This window comes from Oligoflexus sp. (assembly GCF_035712445.1).
Lineage (GTDB): Bacteria > Bdellovibrionota_B > Oligoflexia > Oligoflexales > Oligoflexaceae > Oligoflexus.
Window position 1 is genome coordinate 1 of record NZ_DASTAT010000001.1, and the last position, 26,350, is coordinate 26,350.

Annotated in this window: 26 protein-coding genes and 1 tRNA gene; 9 read left to right on the forward strand and 18 right to left on the reverse strand. The window is 55.1% G+C overall.

What is annotated here, in order from left to right; all coding sequences use genetic code 11:
• Window positions 1-101: transposase (locus VFO10_RS00005; protein WP_325136626.1), on the forward strand; the 101-nt coding region annotated here is incomplete at its 5' end.
• Here the strand turns inward: VFO10_RS00005 and VFO10_RS00010 are convergent.
• Together VFO10_RS00010 and VFO10_RS00015 are read right to left on the reverse strand one after the other, a co-directional pair.
• Window positions 68-517: a hypothetical protein gene (locus VFO10_RS00010; RefSeq protein WP_325136601.1), complete on the reverse strand. Its 450-nt coding sequence runs from the start codon at window positions 515-517 to the stop codon at window positions 68-70. The genes VFO10_RS00005 and VFO10_RS00010 overlap by 34 nt on opposite strands.
• Window positions 518-577: 60 nt before the next feature.
• Window positions 578-652: transfer RNA gene (locus VFO10_RS00015), tRNA-Arg, on the reverse strand.
• Window positions 653-935: 283 nt separating this feature from the next.
• On the opposite strand from VFO10_RS00015, the gene VFO10_RS00020 reads away from it, so the two are divergent.
• The 4 genes from VFO10_RS00020 (at window position 936) to VFO10_RS00035 (ending at window position 4,110) form a co-directional block, all read left to right on the forward strand.
• Window positions 936-1,604, forward strand: a complete 669-nt coding sequence (locus tag VFO10_RS00020; RefSeq protein ID WP_325136602.1) for a TetR/AcrR family transcriptional regulator — start codon at window positions 936-938, stop codon at window positions 1,602-1,604.
• A gap of 73 nt (window positions 1,605-1,677) precedes the next feature.
• Window positions 1,678-2,472 (forward strand): thymidylate synthase, encoded by a 795-nt coding sequence (locus tag VFO10_RS00025; RefSeq protein WP_325136603.1) that lies wholly within the window; start codon window positions 1,678-1,680, stop codon window positions 2,470-2,472.
• Window positions 2,469-2,969: a dihydrofolate reductase gene (locus tag VFO10_RS00030; protein ID WP_325136604.1), complete on the forward strand. Its 501-nt coding sequence runs from the start codon at window positions 2,469-2,471 to the stop codon at window positions 2,967-2,969. The genes VFO10_RS00025 and VFO10_RS00030 overlap by 4 nt, the downstream gene beginning before the upstream one ends.
• On the forward strand, window positions 2,914-4,110 hold the full coding sequence (locus tag VFO10_RS00035; protein ID WP_325136605.1) for an endonuclease/exonuclease/phosphatase family protein: 1,197 nt from the start codon (window positions 2,914-2,916) through the stop codon (window positions 4,108-4,110). The genes VFO10_RS00030 and VFO10_RS00035 overlap by 56 nt, the downstream gene beginning before the upstream one ends.
• Here the strand turns inward: VFO10_RS00035 and VFO10_RS00040 are convergent, their stop codons facing one another.
• From VFO10_RS00040 to VFO10_RS00050, 3 genes are all read right to left on the reverse strand, one after another.
• Window positions 4,111-4,359 (reverse strand): hypothetical protein, encoded by a 249-nt coding sequence (locus VFO10_RS00040; RefSeq protein WP_325136606.1) that lies wholly within the window; start codon window positions 4,357-4,359, stop codon window positions 4,111-4,113.
• A 259-nt stretch (window positions 4,360-4,618) separates the two neighbouring features.
• Window positions 4,619-5,383 carry a hypothetical protein gene (locus VFO10_RS00045; protein ID WP_325136607.1) on the reverse strand — a complete coding sequence of 255 codons (765 nt, stop codon included), beginning with the start codon at window positions 5,381-5,383 and terminating at the stop codon, window positions 4,619-4,621.
• A complete protein-coding gene (locus tag VFO10_RS00050; RefSeq protein WP_325136608.1) occupies window positions 5,380-6,408 on the reverse strand; it encodes a hypothetical protein in 1,029 nt (342 codons plus the stop codon). The genes VFO10_RS00045 and VFO10_RS00050 overlap by 4 nt, the downstream gene beginning before the upstream one ends.
• Window positions 6,409-6,668: 260 nt before the next feature.
• On the opposite strand from VFO10_RS00050, the gene VFO10_RS00055 reads away from it, so the two are divergent.
• From VFO10_RS00055 to VFO10_RS00065, 3 genes are all read left to right on the forward strand, one after another.
• Window positions 6,669-9,524: a 7TM diverse intracellular signaling domain-containing protein gene (locus VFO10_RS00055; RefSeq protein ID WP_325136609.1), complete on the forward strand. Its 2,856-nt coding sequence runs from the start codon at window positions 6,669-6,671 to the stop codon at window positions 9,522-9,524.
• A 68-nt stretch (window positions 9,525-9,592) separates the two neighbouring features.
• Entirely contained in the window at window positions 9,593-10,576 is a 984-nt protein-coding gene (msrP, locus tag VFO10_RS00060) for a protein-methionine-sulfoxide reductase catalytic subunit MsrP (RefSeq protein ID WP_325136610.1), read from the forward strand.
• Between the two features lie 12 nt (window positions 10,577-10,588).
• Entirely contained in the window at window positions 10,589-11,614 is a 1,026-nt protein-coding gene (locus VFO10_RS00065) for an FAD:protein FMN transferase (protein ID WP_325136611.1), read from the forward strand.
• Here VFO10_RS00065 and VFO10_RS00070 read toward each other — a convergent pair.
• Window positions 11,592-12,644, reverse strand: a complete 1,053-nt coding sequence (locus tag VFO10_RS00070; RefSeq protein ID WP_325136612.1) for an endonuclease/exonuclease/phosphatase family protein — start codon at window positions 12,642-12,644, stop codon at window positions 11,592-11,594. The two genes, VFO10_RS00065 and VFO10_RS00070, sit on opposite strands and share 23 nt — an antisense overlap.
• Window positions 12,645-12,713: 69 nt before the next feature.
• On the opposite strand from VFO10_RS00070, the gene VFO10_RS00075 reads away from it, so the two are divergent.
• Complete coding sequence (locus VFO10_RS00075; RefSeq protein WP_325136613.1) at window positions 12,714-13,382, forward strand: type II CAAX prenyl endopeptidase Rce1 family protein; 669 nt, start codon at window positions 12,714-12,716, stop codon at window positions 13,380-13,382.
• Here the strand turns inward: VFO10_RS00075 and VFO10_RS00080 are convergent.
• The 12 genes from VFO10_RS00080 to VFO10_RS00135 form a co-directional block, all read right to left on the reverse strand.
• Window positions 13,344-14,216: a lysophospholipid acyltransferase family protein gene (locus tag VFO10_RS00080; RefSeq protein ID WP_325136614.1), complete on the reverse strand. Its 873-nt coding sequence runs from the start codon at window positions 14,214-14,216 to the stop codon at window positions 13,344-13,346. The two genes, VFO10_RS00075 and VFO10_RS00080, sit on opposite strands and share 39 nt — an antisense overlap.
• Window positions 14,217-14,305: 89 nt before the next feature.
• Window positions 14,306-14,989, reverse strand: coding sequence for a hypothetical protein (locus tag VFO10_RS00085; RefSeq protein ID WP_325136615.1), 684 nt, complete (start codon window positions 14,987-14,989; stop codon window positions 14,306-14,308).
• A gap of 198 nt (window positions 14,990-15,187) precedes the next feature.
• Window positions 15,188-15,940: an NYN domain-containing protein gene (locus tag VFO10_RS00090; RefSeq protein ID WP_325136616.1), complete on the reverse strand. Its 753-nt coding sequence runs from the start codon at window positions 15,938-15,940 to the stop codon at window positions 15,188-15,190.
• 151 nt (window positions 15,941-16,091) lie between these two features.
• Window positions 16,092-17,822, reverse strand: coding sequence for a cation:proton antiporter (locus tag VFO10_RS00095; protein WP_325136617.1), 1,731 nt, complete (start codon window positions 17,820-17,822; stop codon window positions 16,092-16,094).
• Window positions 17,823-17,827: 5 nt separating this feature from the next.
• Complete coding sequence (locus VFO10_RS00100; RefSeq protein ID WP_325136618.1) at window positions 17,828-18,883, reverse strand: DUF3089 domain-containing protein; 1,056 nt, start codon at window positions 18,881-18,883, stop codon at window positions 17,828-17,830.
• A 61-nt stretch (window positions 18,884-18,944) separates the two neighbouring features.
• Window positions 18,945-19,469: a sigma-70 family RNA polymerase sigma factor gene (locus VFO10_RS00105; RefSeq protein ID WP_325136619.1), complete on the reverse strand. Its 525-nt coding sequence runs from the start codon at window positions 19,467-19,469 to the stop codon at window positions 18,945-18,947.
• A 223-nt stretch (window positions 19,470-19,692) separates the two neighbouring features.
• Entirely contained in the window at window positions 19,693-21,735 is a 2,043-nt protein-coding gene (locus VFO10_RS00110; RefSeq protein ID WP_325136620.1) for a hypothetical protein, read from the reverse strand.
• Between the two features lie 186 nt (window positions 21,736-21,921).
• Window positions 21,922-23,565: an ATP-binding protein gene (locus VFO10_RS00115; protein WP_325136621.1), complete on the reverse strand. Its 1,644-nt coding sequence runs from the start codon at window positions 23,563-23,565 to the stop codon at window positions 21,922-21,924.
• A gap of 81 nt (window positions 23,566-23,646) precedes the next feature.
• Window positions 23,647-24,327, reverse strand: coding sequence for a phosphoribosyltransferase (locus tag VFO10_RS00120; RefSeq protein WP_325136622.1), 681 nt, complete (start codon window positions 24,325-24,327; stop codon window positions 23,647-23,649).
• Between the two features lie 26 nt (window positions 24,328-24,353).
• Window positions 24,354-24,824 (reverse strand): CBS domain-containing protein, encoded by a 471-nt coding sequence (locus tag VFO10_RS00125; protein WP_325136623.1) that lies wholly within the window; start codon window positions 24,822-24,824, stop codon window positions 24,354-24,356.
• A gap of 15 nt (window positions 24,825-24,839) precedes the next feature.
• On the reverse strand, window positions 24,840-25,526 hold the full coding sequence (locus VFO10_RS00130) for a dienelactone hydrolase family protein (protein WP_325136624.1): 687 nt from the start codon (window positions 25,524-25,526) through the stop codon (window positions 24,840-24,842).
• A 156-nt stretch (window positions 25,527-25,682) separates the two neighbouring features.
• Window positions 25,683-26,225 carry a CDP-alcohol phosphatidyltransferase family protein gene (locus VFO10_RS00135; protein ID WP_325136625.1) on the reverse strand — a complete coding sequence of 181 codons (543 nt, stop codon included), beginning with the start codon at window positions 26,223-26,225 and terminating at the stop codon, window positions 25,683-25,685.
• Window positions 26,226-26,350: the final 125 nt, after the last annotated feature.

The window sequence follows — 26,350 nt, forward strand, 5'->3', positions numbered from 1 at the left end:
TTGAAGGCTTCAACAGAAAGGCAAAGCTTTGCCAGAGAAGCGCTTACGGATATAGGCGTTTCAAAAATTATCGACTCAGGGTTTTAAATATGTGCCGGTAGAGAGATTCAGGGTCGGACCCACTACGATTCGGGGAGAGCCGCACATTGCCAGCGGCTTTCAGGGCGCGCTTCATGTAGTAGCGTTCACTGGGGAGGTAGCTGGGTGAGTATTGTTTTTGCTTTTTCAGTGGATAGGTTTTCTTCCACCAGTCTTCGAAGAGTTTGAGGTTGCCAGGAAGATAAAGGTCAATACCTTCTTCTTTGTCTCGCTCTCTGTAAAGGGAGGCGAGAATGGCTTCAGCCCTGGCTTCAATGTCAAGTTGGGAAAGGGTTTTACCCTTCTTCAATTCAGCATTTAAGGCGTCTATTTCGGGAGAATGAACTGTCGTCCACTTGCCACCGTCTTCTTGTTTTTGGAAACGGAAAGACTTGTGAGCGCCTGAGGGCTTAAGTTTGCGGAAGTATACTGTTGCCATGCCTAACTCTAGCATAGGGAGCTGGGCAAGTGTTTCCGGGGGAAAGGTGTGGCGGGGTTATGGCGGGCTCAGCAGGAATCGAACCTGCATCTAAGGAATCGGAATCCTCAATTCTATCCATTAAACTATGAGCCCGCATGCTGGAGAAGTGGATACACTTCTATCCAATCGCCTCGATCCGTTCTATCCAGAAATGGCCTAACTCGTGGGTTTTGTGGATAGAAGTGATGCGTCTAAAAGGCATCGGAATCCGTTATTCTATCCATTAAACTACGAGTCCACTTCAGAGGATCGAAGAGCACCCAAATTAAAAGATTGGAGATTTTTGTCAATAAGTTAATGCCTGGGACCTGACAGCTGCTCTGGGAAAACTTCAAGCTGGCGTGATAAGATGTCAAAAACCCCAGGGAGTCATGATATGCCAAGTGAGCGCATCGAGAAGCTCGATACCGCACGAATTGCGCTGATAATGTCCGTTGCGCTGGAAGAGTTTGCCCGGCATCGCTATCAGGATGCGTCTTTCAATAGAATCATCAAAGCCAGTCAGATGGCCAAGGGCACGATGTATTACTACTTCACGTCGAAAGAGGATCTCTTCACGACGCTCTATAAAGCGACTATCCGGGAGTTTAACCGACTCCTGCCTTTGACCCGCCAACTGCCGCGGCAGAAGCAGCATTACTGGCAGACAACCCAGGAACTGATCGAAGGTCTGGAACAAACCCTCCAGCAAAAACCCGGCATCAGTCAGTTCGTATTGAACTTCCTCGTCGGCGGCGAACAGCAGGACGAACATCCGGCCCGCGCCACGGCTTTGGCCGTCGATGGCTGGCTGCAGCAGTGGATTGCCCAGGGTCAGCAGCTCGGCGTTCTGCGCAATGATCTGCCTCCTGCACGTTTGACGGCTATTGTCTGGGGACTGTGGCAGGCCATTCATCCTCTCCGGACGCCGGCCAACGGCAGCGGCGATCAGTCGAGCGTACTACTCGACCTCCTGCAAAGACTTCTGCGACCTGACAGCGTAGCCAGTCAGCGGCCGGCAGCCACTCTCGACGCAGGGGAAGGCCGTATTGACCTCAATTTTTGAAGGTCGTTGCTCTGACCGCGGTGAGTGTTTATAGTGGTCGATGGACCCGGACACTGCTGATGGAAAGAGCTGCATGCAAGCCTATCATGACCTTTTAAAAACCGTGCTGGAAAAAGGCGTCACGCGCCCCGATCGAACTGGGACTGGAACCCGCAGCATCTTTGGTTATCAACTGCGCTGTGATTTGAGTCAGGGTTTCCCTCTGCTCACCACCAAAAAAGTGCATCTGAAATCGGTCGTCCACGAACTCCTCTGGTTTCTGAGCGGCGACACCAACGTGAATTACCTGCGCGAAAACGGTGTTTCCATCTGGAATGAATGGGCCGATGAACAGGGCGACCTGGGCCGGGTCTATGGCGCTCAGTGGCGGTCATGGCAAGCGCCCGATGGCCGCACCATTGATCAGATCAGCCAGGTGCTGGATAATCTCCGCCGCGATCCCTATTCGCGGCGTCACCTCGTGGTGGCCTATAATCCCGGTGAAGTCGATCACATGGCCTTGCCTCCCTGCCACGCGTTTTTTCAGTTCTATGTGTCCGAAGGGAAGCTTTCCTGCCAACTCTATCAGCGCAGCGCCGACGTTTTCCTCGGCGTGCCCTTCAATATCGCCAGCTATGCACTGCTCACCATGATGATGGCGCAGGTGCTGGATCTGAAGCCGGGTGACTTCGTTCACAGCTTCGGGGATGTGCATCTCTATAACAATCACGTGGAACAGGCCCAGCTACAGCTCAGCCGCAGCCCACGGCCTTTGCCGACGATGCTGATCAACCCAGCCGTTCGTGATCTCTTCCAATTCCGCTTCGAAGATTTCACTTTGCAAAACTACGATCCCTATCCGGCGATCAAAGCTCCGGTGGCTATATGAAATTTTCCCATGTCGTGGCCTGCTCGAAAAATCGCGTGATCGGACACGAGGGTAAGATGCCCTGGCATCTGCCCGAGGACCTGAAACTTTTCAAAAAAATCACCACAGGTCACGTCGTGATTATGGGACGCAAGACTTTTGAATCCATAGGCCGTCCCCTGCCCCAGCGCCTGAATATTGTGGTGTCCCAGCAGAATCTCAATCTGCCGGCCGAGATTCGCCACGCCTCCAGCCTCGAAGAGGCCTTGGACCTTGCGCATGCGCTGGAAGGACCCTGGGGGAACGAAGCCTTTATCATCGGCGGCGGCCAGATCTATACCCAGTCGCTGCCGATCGTGGATCACATCTATATGAGTCAGGTGCCTCTGGATGTTCCGGGCGATACCTGGTACCCTGAAATCGATCCGAACCGCTTTCTTGTCAAAAGCCAGGAGACGATAGATGGCGCCACGCCCTTCACCTTCACCGTTTATGAGCGTAAACCCACCGCCGTCTGACGCGCTGCGTTTTTTGCATTGGAACATCAAGGAACTCGACAGCCTGAAGCTCAGCATGCCCGAGCACCTTCAGGTGGAAGCGGCCGCCGCCATCATCCGCGGCCTCGGAGCGGATCTTTTTTCCATCAATGAAGTTCATTGTGATCCGGCGCGCGATAACCTCGGCGATTTTTTAAAACGCTGCGATCCAGCTCAGTACCTGTCCCACTATCGTCTTTCTCCCAGCAACACAGGTCTTCGCAGCGACCCGGCGCGAAAAATTCCCGATCGCAGTAACTTCGGCTGGTTTCCAGGCCAGTACGCGACAGGTTTTGCCAGCCGTTTTCCCCTGGAAAAAACCCTCGAAATCCAAAAGCTCCGTTGGAAGGAATGGGATCCTTCGATGGACCTTGGCATCTTCAACCTCGGTGGAGTCAGCCCGGATGAAATCGAACTCTTCGATAAAAGTTTCACCGTTCATTGGCTGACACTGAAGGGAAGATCGCTGGCTGTGATCTGCCTGCACACCGTTCCCGCCTTCAGGTTCGGTCAGGATAAGAGTCCCAATGCGATCCGAAACAAGGCACAGCTCGAATTTCTGCGCTGGTTTCTGGTCGGGGAACCAAAGCCTCATATGAGCGCCATCGGCATTGAACCACTCCCAAAGGATCAGGCCTTCATCGCACTTGGTGATTTCAATTGCCCGCTCCGGGATGTTCACTGTCCGGGTGGTCCCGTGCTTTTGAATCTTCTGAATGATCCGCGCATCCATCCCCAGGTCGCCCGCATTCCGCTCGATATATTGGGGGATTTGCCGCGCCTCGATCCGACCATCACCTTCTTTGCCGATGGCTGGGATTACAACAGGCTGCCCACCGAACTCGATTATATCCTGGTGTCGCGCGAGCTGAAGATTCATCAGCTGACGGTGGTCTTCGCCAATCCCGATCGCCGGATTCATGGACTCTATGATCCGGATTCGGATCTGACGCCGCTATTGAGCGCTTTGACCGAACCCGGTCGTCAGGCAGGACTGCAGCGCGGCTCCGCCTTCGGACGCTCCGATCAAGTCGCTGTGGTGTCAGTGCGCGAGGATTTTGCCCGCTTGCGTGCGGGCAGTGATCATCTTCCCTTGGTTTTGGATTTTTCCTGGCAGGATTGATCAGAGTTCGCAGAAAACGGGCTTATAGATCACCTGACCATGAGCGTTGTGCTGCGCATCGAAGGTGACCGTGAGCAGATCGCCCACGCGCAGATTGCGGGTGGTAACGATGTCATCACGTTTCAGCCAGGTCATGCCTCCATAAAGATCCGGCCGTCCATCCTTGTCGATGAATATGCAGCAAACCGTGGAACCCTTAATATCCAGGATCTTGGCTGTCGTACCCACTTCAGGACAAATTTCCGACATCGGCTCCCTCCTCCTCTGGCCCTTCTTTTCGGATCAGACCCGCATGGACTGAAGGGTCCGTCCTAAGTGAGGAAGACTGGTAAAAAAGCGTCAATTCTTACCTGGCAGCAGAATGAAATAGCCTGCCGCCCGAAAGGACGACAAGCTTCGACTATTTTTGCGCTTTATCCATGCAACTCCCGATTACCGAAGGGAGAGCCAGACTCTTTTATACTCCGGGGCGCGGGCTCGCTTGTCAACGCGTGCAAAGTACTCATGTTTAAAGAAATTTCCCAAGGCTGATCCCAAAAACCGGCAGGGACTGCTTCTCAAATTTTTTCAGCTCCTGAACCAGCTTCTGCTCCATGATGCGCGCCTGCTCGTTCTCGGCCTCCTCCAGATTACGCGCATCCACCTCAGCGGGATGACTGGCTTCAGGATTGCGAACGCGCACCTCGGTTCGGACCGTGGAACGCGCTACGAGAGGCCGCGACCAGCCGGAATAGAGCGAGAAGAAGCAATGCGTTTCACCGATGTCCCAGCGGTAACCCACACTCGGGCGCAGAAGACTCTGCGCGGTATGAGTTTCGGCCGTAGCCTGAAAAAGTGTATTGGTCATCATACGATTCTGCGAATCCAGGATTTCAAGATGACTTTGTACGGCGCTTTTGATCGTGACCTCGCGCCACTCAAAAGCCAGCATCAGATAGAATGCCGAACCAAAGGGCCGATAGCTCGCTCCCATGCCGCGATGAGGCCCAAGGTCCACATGAAAAGGCAGATCCAGCGTCGGACTGCGAATCAGAAAGCCATCGCGGTCGACCAACTTGCGGCTTTTCACCTGGGTTTTGATACGAAGCGGCGTGGACCAATGATAGAAAAGATTCAGGGAAAAATAAGGACTGCTGTGATAATTCGCAACCGCACCCAGACCTTCGGGAAAGCCCAGCGGCAGCTCCAGACTCCATGGCTTCGGCTCGTCCTCGGCCGCGTGAAGCGCGGGCATCACAAGGAGAAAGATCAGGATGCAAGACCTCACGCTCATAGGTCACCCAATTCCGAACAGAGCCGGCGCGCTTCCAGATCCATGCGGAATTTTTTTGAAAAGACGTCCGGCTTTTGCCAATTCTCGCTCACCGTCACATGCAGGATATGCCCTTGCGCCAGGTCCTGGGCTATCACAAGACGACGACTGAGCCGCAGCTCCTGCCAGCGTCCTTCCGCGGTCTGCCATCCGGTTTGCATCAGTATGATCTGCGTGCTGGCACCTTCGTCCGTCAGCGTCTTTTCAAAGTCGATCCAGAGCGCTGGCAAGGCGTCAGCAGCCTTCTTTTCATAAACATCAAGACCAACTCGGGCACTGAGCGTGAAGTTCGTGCCAAGGCCGACTTCCCTGCGTAGAAAGCGGAACTGCACGCCGCGCGCGTCCTGATCCGACCATTCTTCCGGTTCGCCCTGCTCATGGATCACCTTCCAGCGTATGTCCGCGCCCTGGCGCGTCTCCAGCGGCGTTTCTTCATAAAACGCATCACCATCCATCGCAATACCGAGTTCAAAAAATCCAAGCTTGGTGATCGTGTCCATCCCTCCCGGCACTCCCGGTTCGGGCAGGGTCGCGCTCGGCTGGATGCGGCTTAAAAAGGTGGTTTCCAGGAGGGCCTTCAGATCCCCATACGCATCCAATCCAAAAATGTCCTGAGTCTTTAAAGGCACGCAGGCGCCCGCTTCGAGTTCACTGAGATAAGGCAAAGGCCTGGCACCTTCGCGCGCGGCCTCATCGCTTACAGCTTCACGAAAACGCCGAAAGACCTGCCGCAGATCCTGACGGCCATCCTGATGATAGCGTTTCAGAAGAGCATCACGTCCCAGTTTTTTGATGTCATCGAGGTGCTGAAGGAAGTCTTCGATGGTGTTCCAGCTTTTGATCTGTTCCATGTCGATGCTGGCCGCGGAAGGAAGTTGAGTCTCCGCCTCCATACCCTGCGTGCGCTGGCCGACCCGGACAACGATCGGGTGGCAGGCGTTCAGGAGGAGGGTCGCGCATAAAGGTATGGATACGCAAAGGCGCATACCGGGACCCCTCAATTCTTCATGAGTGAAACTAATGCAAGAAATTGGCCATATTTTTCAGACATTTGCAGCACTTTTACCCCCTTGGAAAGACACGGATAAACCGCATCGCCGACGGCCCCGCTTGCGCTTCACGCTGTCGAGAGGCCCGACACTGCCCAGGATTTCCCATGATTTTTGGGAAAGAAAGATAACTTAACTGAGCTTTGGCCCAGGAAGGCCGAAGGCGGATCTGCAGAGATATTTTTCCAAGGGCATACATGCGATTTCTTTGGCTCATCATATTGTTTCTAACTGGAATGGCCACACCAGCCCGCGCTGATGTTCCGACTTATTTCATCCAGGACGGAGTGCTGGATCTCAGGAACTGGGATCCGGTTCGCACGCCGACCTTCATGGTGCAGGGTCCGACGGAATTTTACTGGCAGAAATTTATTCAGACCGACGGCGCGCCTCTCGAAAGCCGCACGTTCATAGACTTCCCCGGCGCATGGAATCTGAAAGGCAAGTTCCCCAATCACGGCTATGGCTCGGTACGCCTGCGGATACTCCTGCCCAAAATTGAAGTCTTCAGCATCCAGTGGACCTGGATCTGGACCACGGTGGAAGCCTATGCGAACGGCAAGCTGATTCATAAAAGCGGACAGATCGGGCGCGATGCCGACAGCTCAAAACCCGGCAACGTCGCCCCCTGGATCACGCATCTGACGCCGCGCAACGGGGAAATCGAGCTGGTCCTTCAGATGAGCAACTTCGATCTTTTCCTGGGCGGGCACGTGGACCTCATCACCATGGGCAGCCAGGAAGGGATTTTGAAAGCGCGCGATAGGAAAGTGATCGTCGACTCCTTCATACTCGGATCCATCTTCATCATGGCCTTCTATCACATGACGCTTTTCCTGCTGCGGAGGCAGGATCCGTCCACGCTTTACTTCGGTCTTTTCTGCCTGATGATCGGCGCGCACATGACGGCCGGAACGCGCGCCGTCCTTCTCACCAGCTTCGGTGATGTGGCCTTTCGTGATCTGATCCTGCTCTATAACTACAGCTGGATGATCTCGATTCCCTGCTTCGGGCTTTTCACCGAGGCCCTGTTCCCGGATGAATTCACACCGCTGGTCAATCGCATCGTGATCACGACCTGCGCCTGCTTTCTGATCTTTATCGGCTCCACGGAGGTCCGCACCTTCATTTGGTCCACGCAGATCTATCAGATTCTTGCGCTCTGCGGAAACATCTATCTCATCTACGTGGTCGTGCGCGCCACCCGCAACAAACGTCCTGGAGCCTGGACCTTCCTCGGGGCCTGCGTGATGCTCGTCACAGGTTCGATCAATGACATGCTCATGATCCGCGGTTTTTTGAATACCATCCCGCTGGCGGCCGTGGGTCTTTTCCTCTTCATCTTCGGTCAGTCCTATCTGCTTTCCGTTCGCTTTTCGCGGGCTTTCACCCGTGCCGAGACCTCCGAGGCCCGGGTGCGGAAACTCGCCGATGACCTGAAGGTTCAGAACGAGCAGATCCTTGAACTGAATGAAACCCTGGAATCGCGCGTGGAAGAACAGACCCGCGAAATCCGTTCCATCATGGAGCACACGCCGATCGCGATCTTTGCCATCGAAGGCGAGGACGCTCTCATTCACCGCGATTATTCCCTGCGCATCGAAGATATCCTGGAAGAAGAGCAGCTCGCCGGCCGGCCCGCTTTGCCGCTGCTCTTCGCGGGCTCCAGCCTTTCGCTGGATGAACAGGATCAGCTGCAGCAGGCCATGAGCGCCATGGTTGGTGAGCCCGCGGTCGCCTTTGATTTCAATGAACAGAAGCTGCCCCGCTCCTTCACGCGGATCGCCAAGAATACCGATGTCCAGCAGTTTGAAGCCGTCTGGAATCCCATCGTGGATGAGAGCGGCACGATCAGTAAGATCCTGGTGGCTCTGACCGACGTCACCGAAGTCAGGCACCTCGCCAGCGCCGCGCGGGAACGAGCGGAGGAGCTGCAGACGATCGGTGAAATCATTTCCGTGAAAGATGAGGTCTTCCAACGCTTTCTGCGCAGCTGCAAGAGCTTCAATCTGCAGAACCGCCAGCTTCTGGAACGAGCGGATCCGCATGTCTGCGATCCCGAAGTGGTCAAAGTCATTTTCATGAATATGCATACGATGAAGGGATCGGCCCGGACGCTGCGTTTCAAAAAGCTGGCCGACATCTTTCACGATCTTGAAACGTCCTACACGCAGCTGGCGCGTCAAGGGCAGGCGACCTGGAATGTGCCGGGCATGCTGGACGATATGAATACGATCGACAGCGTTCTTCTGGAATATGAAAAAATCGCCGTCGAGAAACTGGGACGAAAGCTCGGCGAGGGCACCACGGCGGCGCTGCCGATTCCTGTTCTCAATGAAGGCTTTCAGGAGCTGCACACGGCCGCCGTGGGTCATGAGCTGAGGCCTGGACTTCGCAATCTTTATACGGCGCTGCAGGATGCCCTCTATATGCCGCTCCCTGTTTTGATGGAAGAAATCTTCGTCGATGTCCGAAGTCTCGCCAAGGATCTGGATAAACCCATCCCACAGGTGGTCTTTCAGATTCCGCATATCCTGGTCCGACTGGAGGCCGAGGAAGTTCTGCGCAATACCTTTGTGCATCTTTTGCGCAATGCTCTGGATCATGGGATCGAAGCACCGGATGAGCGCACGCGGCGCGGCAAGGACACGACCGGCCATCTGATTCTGACCGGCGAGGTGCAGCCCCATCATGTCTGCCTGTGGCTTGAAGACGATGGACGTGGCCTGAACCTAAGGCGCCTCCTGGCCCTGGGCCGGGAACGAAGGCTTCTACCCCTGGATACGGAACCGGATGCAGCGAGCTGTGCCAGGCTTATATTTTCCGACGGAATCTCCACAGCCAGGGCTGTGACGGCGATAAGCGGTCGCGGCATGGGCATGGCAGCCGTCCAGAGCTACATCCAGGAAGCCGGCGGCAGCATTCATGTGGAATTAAAGCCTCACGTGACCATCTCTGATGAGGCCGCCCCCTTCCGTCTGCGCCTTGAACTGCCGCTTAGTCTCTTCTCACAGAAAATGGAGTGGGATGAGGCTTTGTCACGCAGCGCTTGAAGTCGCGCGCGTAACTTCGCTAAGATAAACGCTGGCCCGCGAACGCCTGTCGCAGAAGGAGGCTCTCCATGCTTATTCGCCGTCGCAACGGTCATGATATCAGCTCATCCGAAATCACGCCGGAAGGTGTCTACCACGACCGGCGCCGTTTCCTGCAGACCGCCAGTTCACTCGCTCTGGGATCTCTGATCCTGCCATGGGAAGACGTCCTGGCCGCGCCCGAAAAATACGCGTATGCCGATCTTCCTGGCGTCAAACCAAATCCAGCCTATCAGGACAAGGACCTGAAAAAACTCATCACCAAACCCGAGGATTTCAGCTCCTACAACAACTTCTATGAATTTGGCATGGACAAGGAAGATCCCAAGGCCAATTCCCGTAATTTCAAAACCAAACCTTGGACCATCAAGGTGCATGGCCTCGTCAGCAAACCGGCTGAATATCAACTTGAAGATTTCCTGAAACCCTTCGAACTTGAGGACCGCATCTATCGTTTCCGCTGCGTGGAGGCCTGGTCGATGGTGGTGCCCTGGGTGGGCATTCCCTTGCACAGGATCCTGAGTCGTGCACAACCGACCAGCGGAGCCAAATACGTCCTCTTTAAAACACTGATGGATCCGGCGCAATTTCCCGCGCAGAAAAGCAAAATACTCGACTGGCCCTATCAGGAGGGTCTGCGCCTCGACGAGGCCATGCATGACCTCACGCTATTGACCGTGGGCGCCTACGGCAAAGTCCTTCCGAATCAGAACGGAGCGCCGCTGCGTTTGATCGTTCCCTGGAAATACGGTTATAAAAGCATCAAATCCATCGTCTCCATTGAACTGGTCAGCGCCCAGCCCAAGACCTCGTGGGAAATCAGGGCCCCTGATGAATATCCCTTCTATTCGAACGTCAATCCCGAAGTTCCGCATCCACGCTGGTCGCAGAAAACCGAAAGGGTCCTGGGCACAGGCTTTTTCTCGGCGAAGCAGAAGACGCTGATGTTCAATGGCTATACCGATGCCGTGGCGTCGCTGTACAGCAAGTTTGATAATAGAAAACTTTATTAAAGGCTGGGATGCATGCGTGTTTGGTTTTGGCCTCTTTTCGTCGGCTCTTTGCTCCTGCCCCTGACAGCCCAAAGCAAGGGAAAAACCGAGCCGCACATCCTTGAGGGTGCGGCGCAGGGCAGCACCTGGCGCGTGCTGTATAACGGCAAGGAGCAGCCGGGTCTGCAGGCACTTGTGGAAAAGGAACTGGCGGCCTTTGATAAAATATTTTCAAACTATCGGCCTGACTCCGATATCAGTCGCTTCAACCAACAGAGCGGCAACGATTGGTTTGCCGTCGATCCCGACCTCGTGACGCTTGTCGATTATTCTCACAAGGTCAGCGAAAAAACCCGGGGCGCCTTTGACATCACCGTCGGGCCTTTGCTGAAAGTCTGGGGCTTCGGCCCTTTCAAAACCAAGGACCACAAGGTTCCCAGTGATGCCGACATCACAGCGGCGCAAAAGGAAGTCGATTATAAGAAACTTCTGAGCCGTAAAAAACCACCCGCTTTGAAAAAGCTGATTCCCCATCTTCATGTCGATCTTTCCGGTGTGGCCCAGGGCTACAGCGTGGATAAGATCGCGGGCTTTCTGGAAAAGCGCGGCATCAAGAGTTATATGGTGGAAATCGGCGGCGAGATTAAAACCAAGGGGAAAAAGCTTGACGGCAGCTCCTGGACTCTTGGCATCGACACGCCCGATAACAGCGGTGAGGTGGCCGCGGTGCTGAAGCTTGATGGACTTGCATTGACCACAGCCGGTGACTATCGGGAGTATTTTGAAAAGGACGGCAAGCGTTACAGTCACACCATAGATCCACGCACCGGTCGCCCGATTCAGCATGATCTGGCATCCGTGACCGTGATCGCGCCCATGACCTGGGAGGCGGATGCCTGGGACACAGCTCTCATGGTGCTGGGGCCGGAAGAAAGTCGCAAGATCCTGGCTCAGGAAAAACAGCTTTCTGTTTATATGATCCTGCATCAGGGACAAGGCTTTCGCACGGAAAGCCTCGGCGGTTTTCAGAAGTATCTCAGCGAGGACAGCAAGCGTTAGCCACTCGCTTGCGGCCGCTGGGGAAATCCGCATAGCAGTAGCCGCGTGGCGTTGGACTCGGATTCAGACCGCATTTGGCATCACTGCTGACGGGCGGCATAGTTGGAAGCTCGGGTTCCTGAACGGGTGATTCCGCGGACGCGGGCACATCACCAAGGGTCCATTCCACCGGATAGTGATCGGAGACCAGCTGCGCATCGGCCAGGGAAAGACCATAGGCCGTTTGAAAGTTAAAGGCTTTGGCGCTGCTGCTGGAACGCGGCAAGGTTCCAAAGGCCAGCACGCGATCGTAGGTGCACGAGGTATTGGCCACCGTGGTATCCGTGCCTTCCGGCAGCAAAGGGGTCACGGCATCAGCAAAGAGATCGAAACCCTGATTGGGATTGTAGTAACTGCAATCGGCATTCAGATCGCCGACTATGAAGATATTGCGATGGCCGAATCTTTCTTTGGCTTCGTTGTAAACTGGCGGCAGGGCGCCGAGTTCAGCCGCGACATCCGAGGGTGAGGTGTGAATGCCGATCATCGTGAAGGCATCCGCGCCGAAGCGGAAATGAGCCACATAGGGCTCGCGCTCGAATTTATTGCGGCTGTCATTGAAGACGTAAGCCTGGTCGGGCATCACCTTATCGGGATTATAAAGATAGGCGTACTGTTCCTTGGAGGCGGTGCGGCCCAGACGTTCGCTGACTATGATCTGATAATTCTTGGAGCTTTGTTGATTGAGGCGCTGAAGCAGTTCGTAGATGGCGGTGTCGTCAGAGTCGCGGATTTCCATGATGAAGACGAGATCATAGCGGTCGAGTATGCGGAGCAGGGTCGAGACGGCAGCGGCTTTCTTCATCTTGGACTGGCCAAAGATTTGTATGTTGAAGGAAGCCATTCGAAGCGGAGAGTCGGCCGCCCTTGCTCCTCCGCCGGGACTCCAGCACAGGAAAAAAAGGCAAAGACTCAAAAATAAAGGGACAGCCCCTTTTCGCAACACGGGTCTCATCAGGACTCCTGCTTCGAATTTTTCGATGGGTGACATCTACTCATAATCCACGAACTGGTCAATAGTTTCTATTCAAAGTTCATGTATGTCATATTGGGGTGTTGCATGATGCTGGAGTCGCGGATTATCAAGGGATCGGCCATTTGGGTCGGCCTATGGATACTCGGTTTTTCCCTTAACGCCCTTCTTCTGCAGCTCGGCATTCCCCTGCATGGGTCCTATTTTTCCAGTTTCATGCTGGGCCTTCGGGATCTTTTGATTCTGGGCATCAGCCTTTTTGTTTGGAAACGCTGGTTTCCGCAGCGCGCCCAGGAACAGAGCTGGAGGCCTTCGGGCCTGGATTTCGTGATGATCATGATCGGGCTGCTGGTGACCGCACTCTATTATCAAAGGCTCTTCATCATCGGCGAGCAGTCCTCGGACAGCGTTGTCATCCTGGAGCAACTGCAGTTTCGAACCCCGCCCAGGATTTTGACCCTGATAGCGTTTCAGCAGATCATGACCACTTTTTTTCTGCTCGACCTTTATCGGGAACGCTGGGGTGATCGGAAGGGTCTTTTGGTGACGGCGGCGGTTTTTTCGTTAAGCCATGTCTTTGGTGTGCTGATCAATAATCCGCTCAGCTTTGCGCTGCAGGTGACGGTCGGAAGTTTCATGGGCCTTATGATCTGGGGAACCTCGCGTCTCCGCTGGCGTTCCCCCTGGACGCCCTTTGTCCTGCATTATCTCTTCTATTTAAGCGCGCTGCTTGGCAAAGCCTGGAGCGGAGCGTAATTGCGCCATGAGCTGCTGCAGCCGCTGATCCTTGTCCTGATAAAGTTTCATGAGCCAGGCCGAACGACCTTCGGCATCAGCCGGCAGCGCCTCGATCGGATAGCGGGTGATTTCCACTGTCACAGGCGTGCCTTTGCCGGATAGAAGGTCCCAGAGCGTTGGCGCCGTCTCGGGGTAAGCTATCGTCAGATCATAGACGGCCTGCAGATGACCTTCGAGTCCTTCGAGCGTTGCCAAAAACCCGCGTACCCGCGGGATCAGCACATGCCGGGGAAGAGGCAGCCCACTCTTCTGCGCATAGTCCTGGGCTGCGGCCAGCTTGCTCGGCTTAATGCGCGTGCCTTCGGGATAGATGTTCACCCAAACCGGAACGCGATCTTTCTGAAATTTTCTGAGCTGTGCGACCACACGCGCCCGATCTTCGGCCCAGTTGCGTTTCATGAAGATGCACTCCAGAAACGCCATGCCCCAACCGGGACCTGGAACCCATTTCAAAACGTCCTTCACAAAGAATTTCATATCCCCGAGGCGTCGATACTCGCGACCGATGATGAGCTGGACGACGATGTCCACAGTGCTCTGATGGTTGGCCAGGACGAGCGCATTTTCATGATAAGGCAGGCGGTCCCCGATGAAATTCACCGACACGCCGCCGAAGGTCTGGGCCATAAAGCCTACATAAGACCAGTAGTGATGGGCCCAGAAATTATTATAGCGGCGGAACCATTTCAGACTGAAGGGCCTCCAAAGGATGCTGAGGGTCTGAAAGGCATTGATGACGAGCAGGGGCAGAAAAACGAAGATGCTAAAAAGAATGGCTCGGATGAAGCTCATACAGGACGCCTCCGGCGTAGACTCAGAAAGCGTCCATCGTATCACAGGGTCAAGGGCGAACGAAGAGAGGCAGTTGTACGGACTTCGCTTTAGAGCGTAGTCCCGCGGATGCCGAAGAGATAAAGCTGCGTATCGAGCTTCCATTTCGCGGCATCGTAGCGTTTATAGGATTCGTCCTGGCCTTCAAATACCTGATAGGAAGGCGTTCCCGTGACCTGCCGGTTGCCCGCACCTAAAAAGATTTGAAAGCCCGGGCGGAACATATAATTCACCTGTGCCATCACTTCTTTCACGACGAGTTTCGAGCGTTCCATCCGGCTGGCCGTGCAGCTTGCATCCGTTCCGCAATTGATACCGAAATCGCTGGCGCCATCACCCTCGGTGAAGCTGTAGCCCTCGCCCTGGTGGCCGGCGATCGAGAAACTGATCATGGCATCGGGAAAGAGATGCAGTTCGCCCACAGGGCCGCGATAATCGAATTGAGTGCGGCTGGCTCCCGCCTTGGTCCAATTTTTTTCCGCGGTATAAAAACCGACCTTCTGATAACCGACGGTGAAACCCACAAAACCCACGCGCACCAGCTGAAAGCCGGTTTTGATACGCAGGGCGCTATAGGATTCCTTGTTCCGCCATTCGCCTTTATCCACGCTCAGATCACCATGCACAGCGGCATTCACACCGTTCACGAACAGCGTTTTGCTGTTTGCAAGGAGCGGCGCGCTGAAGGCCAGCGTGATCGTGACAAGCAGCGAATTCTTACCCAAGGTCATCATCTCTCGTTCTCCCTTCAGCAGTGTCCAGACGGCCTTATGTTGCAAAGAGCGGTCCCCCGGTCGATGGACCAAAGTCCTCGAAAGAACAGGCCGGGGTTCATCCAGGGCTGATGCCCTGGACTACACTGTCATCACTTGCGACATTGTTACTTGGAAATTCGGGACTTAGGCAAGGCAAGAATCCTTGAAGGGGACCTTTTATTTAAGGCCCGTGAATCGCTTCAGCCGGTCACCCCAGCTGCTTTTGCCATCAGAATCCAGCTCGATGCCGGGATCCTTGGTGGCATTGTCTTCCGATGTGCCCTCGGGTCTGCGTCCGCCGCGACCACGGCCACCCCGGCGCCGGCGTTTTTTAAATTTTTTCTGTCCACCCTGGCCATTGTCCTGCGCGCTGCTTTCTTCATTGAGGCGCGGGAAGTCGCCCCATTCAAAGGTATAGACCTCATCGGCCAGCGAGATCAGGTCCCGGTGCACGGTATTGGCGTGTCCACACCAAAGGGAAACGGTGACGCCGTGTTCCTTGGCGGCTTCGACCGCAGGCACGAAATCACTGTCGCCGGCAACCAGGACGGCATGCTGAATATGTCCGGCTGCGGCATGGCGCACAAGGTCCACAGACAAAAGAACGTCCACGCGTTTTTGTTCGTAGTACTCGCGCTGACCTTCCCAACGTTTCTGCAGCTTGCCCAAACGAATGGCCCAACGCCCCAAACTCAAAAGATTTTCGACGAAGCTCTTATGAACTTCCATGCGTTTCAATTCATCTTCGGTTGGTTCCGGCGACATATAAGGGGCGCAGTCGTAGTAGTAGCAACGAAGCAGATCGAGCGGAAAAGATGAGCGCAGGGGATTTAGAAAATAGTCAGCCATGTCAGCATAATCAGGATCGATCTTATGCATTTTGAACTGAGTTCTCACATAGGCCCCATCGATAAAGATAGCGGCTCTCAAATGTACCTCCTTGGTTCCGTATCACGGGAGTGCGAGCGGATACGTGTCATACAGGCTGATTCTAACAGCCTCGGTCCTGTTATTCATACACGAAAGGGACCGGAGCTTCAAACCCGCCTCGTAATCATAGCATGAATCCAGGGCCTGCCTGTTATGGCAAAGTTTCCTGCCACTGGCCCAGGAACTTCTCCGCGCCCTGCTTGATCGCATCCAGGCGATTGGATTGAATGCGTTCGATCACATCCACCAGATAATGGGCCGCGACGATTCTTGGGATAAATACGTAGGACGCCCCCTGCGCATACATCAGCCGGGCGGCGTCGATGGTTTCGGCCGTCACGATATGCAGGGCCTGAGGCGCCAGCTCCTGCAGCGTCCGCAAAAGCTTCAAATTGCTCGTGCCTTTGAAAAGATGATCCGGCACCGTGGAAATGATGATGGCCGCTTTATCCAGATGCAGGTGCCGTAGGGTTTCACTATGGGCGACGTCTCCATAGACTGCCTGCACATTGCGTTCGTGAAGCTTGGCCAGGGTCTCGGGATTATAATCGACGACCAGAAGGTCCTGAAGAAAAGTCTGCGTGTGCCGGCGGGTCAGTTCTTCCAGAAACGAACTGGCCTCCCGATAAAAGCCGAGCAGTATGATGCGCGGCACCTTGTGCTCGGGCTCGGTCTTGGATTCATCCGGGGTTTTCGCTTCCTTGAAGCGGAAGCGATCGAACCAGGGACTCAGAAGATTATGAATGACATGAACCTTCGGCATCAGGACCGAGGAGAGAAGAAAACTGGCGACCAGGGTCAGAATACAGGCCGATAGAAAATCCCGCGACACATGCCCAAGGCTGACTCCAAGGGTGGCGAGCACCAGGGAAAATTCCGACATCTGTCCGAGGTTGATGGCCGGCACCAGACTGCCGCGCGATCCATAACCTAAAAACATGAGGACCGGGGACACGGTCAGCAGCCGACTGAAGACCACGAAGAAGGTCAACCAGCCTGCGAGTGTCAGGACGTGGGCCGTGGGGCTCGGGATCTGCATGCCGAGCGCCACAAAAAAAAGCGTGATGAAAAAATCCCGCAGGCTCGTGATCTTGGCCGCGATGTCGGTGTGATAAGGAAACGAGGCGATGCTGATGCCCGCGACCAGCGCTCCCATTTCCCGCGACAGCTGCATGACACCGGCCAGTCCGCTGATCCCAAAGCACCAGCCCATGGCGGCGACCAGGACGAGTTCGGGCTGCTTGCCTATTCTTTGAAAGATATGCGGCAGGACATAGCGCGCCATGAGCCAGCTCGCGACGATCAGAGACATCGCCTTGGCCAGTGAAAGAAAGATGGTGTCCATGGCCAATTGATTGAGCTTCGGCTGCAAAGCCAGAAAACTGATGGCCCAAAGGTCCTGTAAAACAAGGATGCCGAGCGTGATGCGCGAGGTCATCAGATCGAGTTCGAGTCGATCGCTCAGTATCTTGACGACCACCAGCGTCGAGGACAAGGACCCCACGATCGCCAGATAGGTGAGCGTATAATCATGACCGCGGTTCTGATAGCCCAAAAGATAGAACATGCCGGCGGCCAGCGCAGCGCAACCTGCGAACTGGCTGACGCCGTTGATCATCACCGCGCGGCCGGCGCGCATGAGTTTGCGCAGATCGATCTCAAGACCCAGGATGAACATCAGGAGCACGAGACCAATTTCCGAGAGCGTGGCTATGCTTTGCGGATTTTGCACAAGGCTCAGTCCCAGACTCGGCCCCAGGATCAAACCCGCAGCAAGATAGGCCAGGACCAGAGGCAGGCGCAGAAGGTAAGCGGGCAAGCCCAAAGCCGTGGCGCCCAGAATGGATAAGGCCACATCAGTCAGCAGCGAATGATCATCCATGCAGTCTAAAGTCCTTTGTGCGCGTTAAGGAACGCGTCCCGTCGCGTCCGGACGTTCTGTTCAATATCGTAATAGAAGAGAGCGTAGTCATCGAGATGATAGTTTCCGCCAAGGCTCAGGTCGAGCCACGCATCGACATCATCGACGAGCAGGACGCTGTTTTCGCAGCGGGCCGTGATCTTCAGACCTGGATTCTTTCGCAAACGCGCGCCGTGATGCTGCTCAAGGCTCGTCTTCTGACCATCCAGACGCCAGGATACAGGATTTACGCAAACAAATTCACCGGACACACTATGATAGCCTGATTCCTGTGGCCAGACAGCCCGGCTGAAAAATTTTTCAGGACTGGTCGTTTCCTTGAAAGTCGACCAGCCGATCAAACAACCGATCTGGTCCGGGGCCGAGCAGACGGGAATCCCGGGCATGAACTGCTTCAGACTCTCTTTATGAATCGGGGTTCCGATCAAATAGGCCGCGACCAGCCGCCTCTGGAGGTCCTTGCCGGCGATTTTTTCCTGCAGAAGACGCAGGCCATGCTCGGCCCCTTGACTGTGTGCGGCTATCAGAAAGGGAGCCTCGGCGGGGCCTTCGGCCAAAAACTGCTCAAAGGCTCGCTTCACATCCGAATAGGCGACCGATCGCGCAGGAAATCCGCCTTCCGTCTTCCAATAGGCCGCAAGCGTCGCCTGCCGGTAGTGAGGCGCATAAACCATGCAGCAGTCCTGAAAGAGCGAAGCCTGGCGCTCCCTGGTCCATCGGAAGCGATCGGTGGATGCGGCGTCGCCGGGATTTTCATTCCACGCCAAAGGACTGCGAAAGGTGGTGGGATGAATCCAAAAAACCCGCAGGCGGTCGGGGGCCGCGGCGGCTCCCGCATCTTTTTTGGGATGCATGGCCCAGGACTTCAGATGCGTATAATCGGGGGCCGCGGGGATCTCGTCAGGTTTGAAGTCCACGATGGGCGTGAACAGAAAAAATATGATCGGGATGCGAAGACTGTAGAGGACACCACCACAAACGAGGATCAGGATCCCCGGAGTGATCCATTTGCGCCAGTTCAAAAGCCGCCCCTTTTTGTTGGTTCAGCCCTTATTTTACGGCAATCCCAGATAAATTCCCACCTTAGGCTAAAAGTTCGGTGGCGGCCTCGATCTCTTCGCAGAACGTCGCCTGAACCCGCTGACGAAAGCGATAGATTTGCGACGAAACCGTACCTTTCGAGGTTTGGGTCATGGCGGCGATCTCATGAATCTTATAACCGTTCTGATAATGCATCTTAAAGAAGCGGGATTCGGGACGTTCGTGGATGGCATCCACCATTTTTTCAATCAAGGCGCGCTGCAGGCGGTCCTTGCGTTCTTCGCAGGCATCAGGAATGCTCTCGAAGAACTCCGCTTGAAAATCCCGCGCATACCTTTTATTCCGCCGATAGGCATCCACATGAAGATTCCGGGCCACTGTTATGAAAAGGCGCCGGTAGTCGCCTTCTGGATTTTTTTGAAGGAGCGGATAGCAGCGCAGAAAAGTTTCCTGGATGATGTCTTCACAGTCTTCCGGGTTCACGCCTCTTTTCATCAGAAACGATTTCAGAGCGTCCTGATGTTTCAGAAAACTTTGCGCAAAGCTCCGCCGTAAGCCCTTATTCATGGCTTTCTCCCTTGAGTGCATTGTCTGGATTGATGCGGGCAGGAACCTGCCTCACATTCAAACTAACACCAGGGCTTCCATGGGGAATAGTAGATACTCTTAAGAAGAGTCCCGGGATTTTAAGTAAAACTTACAGGTATCGCGTCTACTTGACTTACATTGGGCGAGGTCGGGGGATGCGGAAGGAACCGAAGCCCTAAGGCCCCGGTTTTTTAGACAGAAATTAGTGAACAGGACGGCTCAGCATGCGCGGAGCATCGGCCGACAGACGGGCATCAAAGGGAGTCCCTGCCTGGCACGAAGGATCCACCAGGAACGAACCGAGGTTGGTCACACGGCGCGGCATATCATCAAGTTTCAGGTGATTCGACATCGCCGCCTGACCCAGAGGCTGGAAGGGCGAGATGTGATAGAAACCGTCGATCACGTTTTGATCACTCGAATGACAGCCGTTACAGGTATTGATGTTGAAGGCGCGGGCTTTCTGGGCGTCGCCGCCGACAGTCCACTGCGGGGCGTTTCCAGCCACATGGGCCTTCACGCCTTTGAGGTTGGCGGGGATCTCATAATTATTCTGAATGATGCTATCAAGGCTCAGGCTGCTGACAAAGCGATTCAGGTCGCTGCTGTTGTTCGCCGTGATCTTAGGCGTCTTCTTCACATCAACCATGACAAGGCGCGCGCCTGTTCCACCCAGCGCCGGCTGCAGATTGAATTCACGCAGCTCCCAGGGATTGCCGAAGGCGATTTCGTTGGTCCGCGCCTGGCCGAGCCGAGCCTGGATAAAGCCGTTCTGCCCCCGATGCGTGAACATGCGGGTGATCTGGGCCAGGCTGCGCACATAACTGTCACCGGACTGGGCCGCGAGATCATGCCAGAGTTTGGCCCAGCGGCTGATGTCGCTGTCGCTGCCGACCGAGATTTTATATTCGAAGATCAGGGTGAACGGACGGGCATTGACGCTCGCGTCCTGAGGACGATCGGTGGAACGCTCCAGGAGGGCGAAGACCAAACGCGCTTCACCGGCATCACCTACGACCAAGGGATTTCTGAGATCCAGACGGTTGGTGATACCGATCAGGCGGAAGGGAGCGATCGAAAGATCCAGACCTTCCACGCCACGGGCTTCCGAAGCCTGTTTCCATTCGGTCAGAACAAGGTTGAAATCAGGACGCGGGCTGACCGTATCACCGCTTGAGAAACGGGTTTCCACCTGCCAGTTCTGAACCCAATTGCGGAAGAAGGCTTCCACCTGAGCCGGTGTGGGGTTGCCACCCAAAAGCTGCTTCACGATCTCGCCGACGTGCCAGGATCCGCCGACCTGGGCTTCGCGGCTGTTATAAACAGCGGCGTCACCCACAGCCAATTCTTTCATGGCATTCACGGATGGGGTGGCGCAATCAGGGCCGGTGGCCTGGAAGAGTTTATGAAAGCGTGAGCTGAGTTGTTTTTCCGCCTGCGAGGCGTTGAAGGAAACATCGCGGGCATCGAAGACCAGGGGCTGTTTCAGTTTTTCCAGCGTGGCATTCAGCACGCGGAATTCCTCGTCGATCACAGCTTTTTGCGCTTCCGCGGTCTGAATTTTTCCGTTCAGTGCATTCAGATCGGCATTGACCTGATTCAACGAAGCCTGGGCATCGGCGAGCTGTTTTTTCAGTTCAGAAACGTTGCCGCCGCCCTGAGCCGCTGCAATGCGCGCCTTCAGATCGGCGATCTGCTGATCGAATGCGGCCAGGATACCCTTAAGCTGAGCGATCTGCGCCGGATCACGGGCCTGCTGCAGCTGCTTCTGCAGTTTATCCCTTTCGCCCTGCGCGAAGTTCAAAGCGGCCTGCAGTTCGGCCACGTTTTCACCCGATGGAGTGCCGCCGCCCTGGGCTATCTGATTCTGAAGCGTCTGGATCTGCGTGCTGAGGCTCGTGCGGCGCTGATTCAAAGTATCGCGATCGCGCTTCATGGTATCAAGAGATTGGTTCACACGATTGCGGCTGAGCGTCATGTCCGCTTCCAGCTCGCTGCGGAAGGCCGTCAGCTTCTTGCTGGAACGCACCGTGCCGCAGTCCTGAACGCCTTGCGGGGCAGCCACCTGGCACTCGCGTTGACGCACAGTGTCACCTTCCAAAAGATAAAGGAAGGTGCGGGCCAGCTTCCCATCCTTATCGCTCAAATTCGTTGCGATGGATTTCACTGTGGAATCGGTTTGCTGGCTGTCAGAACACGCCGTCATCAACCCCAGAACACTCAGGAGCAAAGGCAACTTTTTCATGGGCAGAGATCCTCGAAATAAAATGAAGAGCAATTCAGACAAGCCCTTTGCGAGAAGAATGCCAGGCGTTTTGCATCCATTTTGGACAGGAATGCTGATGAAAGCGGCAGGATCAGGGCCGAAAAGGCTATTTTTAACCGATTTGACGCAGAAGAGACCCAAAGATGAGTACGATCTAAGAACATCTTAGTTAAGTGGACGATCGAATGAGGCCCCTGCCCGCGCCAGAGGCAGCTGGAGGACGAAGGTGGTATGAGGGGCCTCTTGATCGAAGAAGAAGAAGGCTCCGCGGTGGCTTTCCACGATCCCTTTGGCGATGCTGAGACCCAGGCCGGAGCCTTTGCCAATCTCTTTGGTGGTGAAAAAAGGCAGCATGATTTTTTCGGCCAGCTCGCGGGGTATGCCCGGCCCGGAGTCCACGACCCGCAGGGTGATGCTGTCGGCCTCGTGCCTGATCTGGATTTCAATCCAAGGATGACCGCCTTCCTGCATCCGGCAGGCGTCGAAGGCATTATTCAAAAGCTGCACCAGGACCTGGGTGATCGGTATCGGCCGGCAGATCATGCGCAGATCAGAAGGAACGGGCGTGACGCGCAAATGAAAGCCATGATTTTTGATGCGCGATTCACAGAACATCAAAGCGTCATCAATGATCTGCTGCACGCTCACGATCTGGGGTTCGGCCTGCCCATCATCACGAGCGAAGGCCCGCAGGCCCTGGATGATTTTCACAATGCGTGCGACGGTGACATCAATGCACTGCACCGCACTTTCCACGCCCTCCGCGTTCAAGGTTTGACGGCGGGCCTGCAGTCGCAGTCGATGAGCCTGACCCTGGATGATAGCCAAGGGATTATTGATTTCATGAGCGAGGCCGGCGGCCATTTCCCCTAAAATCGCCAGTTTTTCGGCGTGCAGGGCCTGGATCTTATGCTGCTCGATATCCTGGGCCACGCGGCGCTGTTCGGTCACATCACGAAAGAGCCAGATGTGTCCGCGATAAAGTTCGTTATCCAAAGTGGGAATGTAATCCAGTTCCAAAATCGCGTCATCGCGAGTCCTGAGTTCCTGGCAACTGCGCTTGCGCCTCTCCTTCATGAAATCTGTGACCAGCTCCATGAACTCCTGGGGCTGGCTGAAACAGTCCTTCAGATCCTCGATCAACGATTGCCGGTGATCACAGGCCTTGGCCGTTTCGAGGTCCAAGGCCGCGGGGAACATGCGCTTGAACCCTTCATTCAAATAAAGGACCGCACCCTCTTCATCCTCGATGAGCGCGGCGAATTCCATGTGATCCAAAAACGTGTGCAGCCTGCTCAGCGTCGCGCTGAGGTTGGCCGTATTCATCGACTCTTCGAGCTGGATCACGATCTGATCCGAAAGGCGCTTGAGCACCTGGATCTGTTCCGGCGTCAGTGTTCGCTGCACGTAGTCCATGACACAGAGCGTTCCCAGATTATGACCGCGCGAGGTAATCAAAGGCGCGCCCGCATAGAAGCAAACGCGCGGCTCTCCTGTGACCAGGGGATTGCCTTGAAATAAAGGATCTTCATGCGCGTTGTTCACGATGTAAACGCCATCGTGCAGGATCGCATGCGTGCAAAATGAAATGTCACGCGCCGTGCCTTTGAGATGCAAACCAACCTGCGCACGGAACCATTGCGCATCACTGTCGATCAGTGAAATTGCTGACGCTGGAGTTGCGCATATACTGGCCGCCAGCAGCGTGTAGTTGCCGTAGGATTTCTCCACAATATTTTCCATGGCTTTTAGACGCTTGAGTTCCAAAAGACGCTGAGGTTCATTGTGTGGACACAACGGGATTGTCACGGCTGCTCTCGATTTCGTTATACGTAAAGTATCTATAACAAGTTCGAGTGCAGGTAGCCAGCTCAATTCAGCAAACTTGAATCAAGGGGTGGAATGAGCCGCTCGTTCCTCATGCTTCGTACGCGGCGAGCTGCTGTCGTCCCCCCAAAGAGCCGTGAATACGTCCTGATCGGTGACCTCATCAAAATTTTCATAAAATTCGGCGACGGCATGAAAGTGGGGCGGCTGATCGAGAATAATAAGCTCATCCACCTGCCGCTCCAGCTTGCGCGCTGTGTCCGGAGGTGCCACGGGCGCGGCCAGAATCAAACGCTCGGGATGGCGCGACCGCAGATCCTGAATCGCGGCGAACACGGTGGAACCCGTGGCGATGCCATCATCCAGGAGGATGGTCACACGATCCTGGACATCCTGCTTCAGCTGATCAAGCCTCCAGGCCTGCCGGCGTTCCTTCATGCGTGCGAGCTGCCGGGCCTGCGCCTGCTGATAGACCTTGTCGGGGATATCATAGGAAACGACTTCCGGATTTTTATAAAGAAAGCCCCCTTCACTGACCGCACCAATCGCATATTCTTCATAGCCAGGCAGCGAGATCTTGCTGGCGAGAATTATACCCAATTCCCCGTGCAGCTCATCCGCGATGATGCGCCCCATGGGAACGGCTCCCCGCGGCAATGCCATAATAAGAGGATTCTTTCCCTTGTACTGGGATAAACACACAGCCAGCTGCTGAGCGGCTGAACTCCGATTTTTAAAGATCATGTCCCCTACTCCTTTCTTGCGACGATTCAGGAAAACCGGTTGACCAGCGTCGCTCCCGTCACTTCGTGAACGATCTGCTGGCTGCTGATGGATGACAGCTGATTTTGCATGCGGGCCAGCAGTTGATGCAGATCATCCGCCGTGACGATGCCGACGAGGCTACCTCGCTCATCCACGATCGGCAGACGGCGGACCCCAGCCTCGCTCATGCATTCGATCGCCGTGGAGACGTCTTCCAGCTGATGTATCACACGCGGATTGTGAGCCATCACGTCACCGACCTTGACCGTCTCCGCATTAACATCCTCGCCCACCACCAGCGTGACAATGTCCCGGTCCGTCAGCATTCCAATAGGCCGCAGAATGCCCCGATCGCCGTCCACGACCACCACATCACCGACATGTTTTTCACGCATGAGCTGAGCGGCTTCCAGGACGGAAGCATTCGTATCGATATGAACAACATGACGATTGCAGAGTGCTTTGAGATGTGTCATGACAGTTCCTCCCTTTTAAACGTGATGGCTGACAGCATCGTGCCGTCGATGTAGGTACTGCGTGAACCATTCGGCTGAAAGTTCGGCAACGCGTGCCAGCGTTCCAGGTTCTTCAAAGAGATGGGTGGCGCCCGGGACGATCTCCATTGTGCAAGGGGCCTTTTTCATGTGCTCCATGGCTTCGCGATTCATGTCGACCACGGGATGATCCAGGCTGCCGACGATCAAGAGTGTCGGCGAGCGCACAGATTCCAGATAGGGCGCGGCCAGATCAGGCCGTCCCCCACGGGACACCACAGCCTGAATCACTTCAGGCTGAATGGCGGCCGCGACCAGGGCTGCAGCCGCTCCCGTGCTGGCACCGAAATAACCAAGGCCCAGGTTTTGTCCCAGCGGATGATGCTGGATCCAATCGGTGGCCAGCAGCAAGCGTCTGGCCAGAAATCCGATATTGAATCGAAGCTCGCCCGTCTTATGATCCAGGTCCTCTTCATCGTCCGTAAGAAGATCGAGCAGAAGCGTAGCGAGGCCGCGTTCATTCAAATACCTGGCCACGCGCTGATTACGCGGACTCATGCGGCCACTGCCGCTGCCATGGGCGAAGAGAACCATGCCGCGCGCCTGGGCCGGGCATTCCAAAAACCCATGCAGAATGATCCCTGAGCGTTCCACCTTCACAGATTCAAATTGGTCCTTGTCCATGGGAAACCTCCGACCCTCGCTGATTTATATTATAAAACGCAACTATGGTGCCAAGATTCGGGAAAGGCCCGGAATCAGCCGCTTGCAGATTTTCATGCAGGGTAAATGCAGCTCAAATGTGGGATTTCGGCCAACACAGAACGAATTCAAACAGAGTCAGGGGCGTTGTAGAAAACGTATGGCATAGTCGATCGCAGCGAGGGCACTGATAAGGCCGGTCACATAGATCAGTATAGTATTGTTCTGCCGCAGGATAGGAACGCCGAACAATGCAGCGAACTGAAAGGCTGTGGCCCACTTGCCGAGGCGGGCTGGAGCCATATCGCGAAACGCCGAACTCTTGCCAAGGAGGAGCAGGATTAAACTTGAGACCGCTACGAAAATATCGCGAGTGGCCATGAACAAAAGCTCGTGAAGCTTGATCCATCCCGTCTGCAGGAACGTCAGCGCGGCCGTCATCACAAAAATTTTGTCGGCGATGGGATCCATGAGCTGACCAAAGGCGCTGACGACTTTCATACGACGCGCGAGGAACCCATCCAGAAATTCCGAGAGCGTGCCCCAGATCAAGGCGGGCAACCAAAGTTGGGCGGGCAGCCAGGGAAATCCGAGGCCAAGCAGGAGACGACTGACGGTCAAGGTGTTAGGAACTTGCGATCGAAGAGATTTGACAGGAACAGCCCGCTGGATTCCGTTCATGGATCACCTCACCTGATTTGTCGCTTGATCTACACCTCAATTTATCTTCAAACCGAAAAGGGATGCAATGCCATCCCGCGTAGCTTCTTTGGAATTGCGCTGTTCCGCATCATCAGATTCCGTAG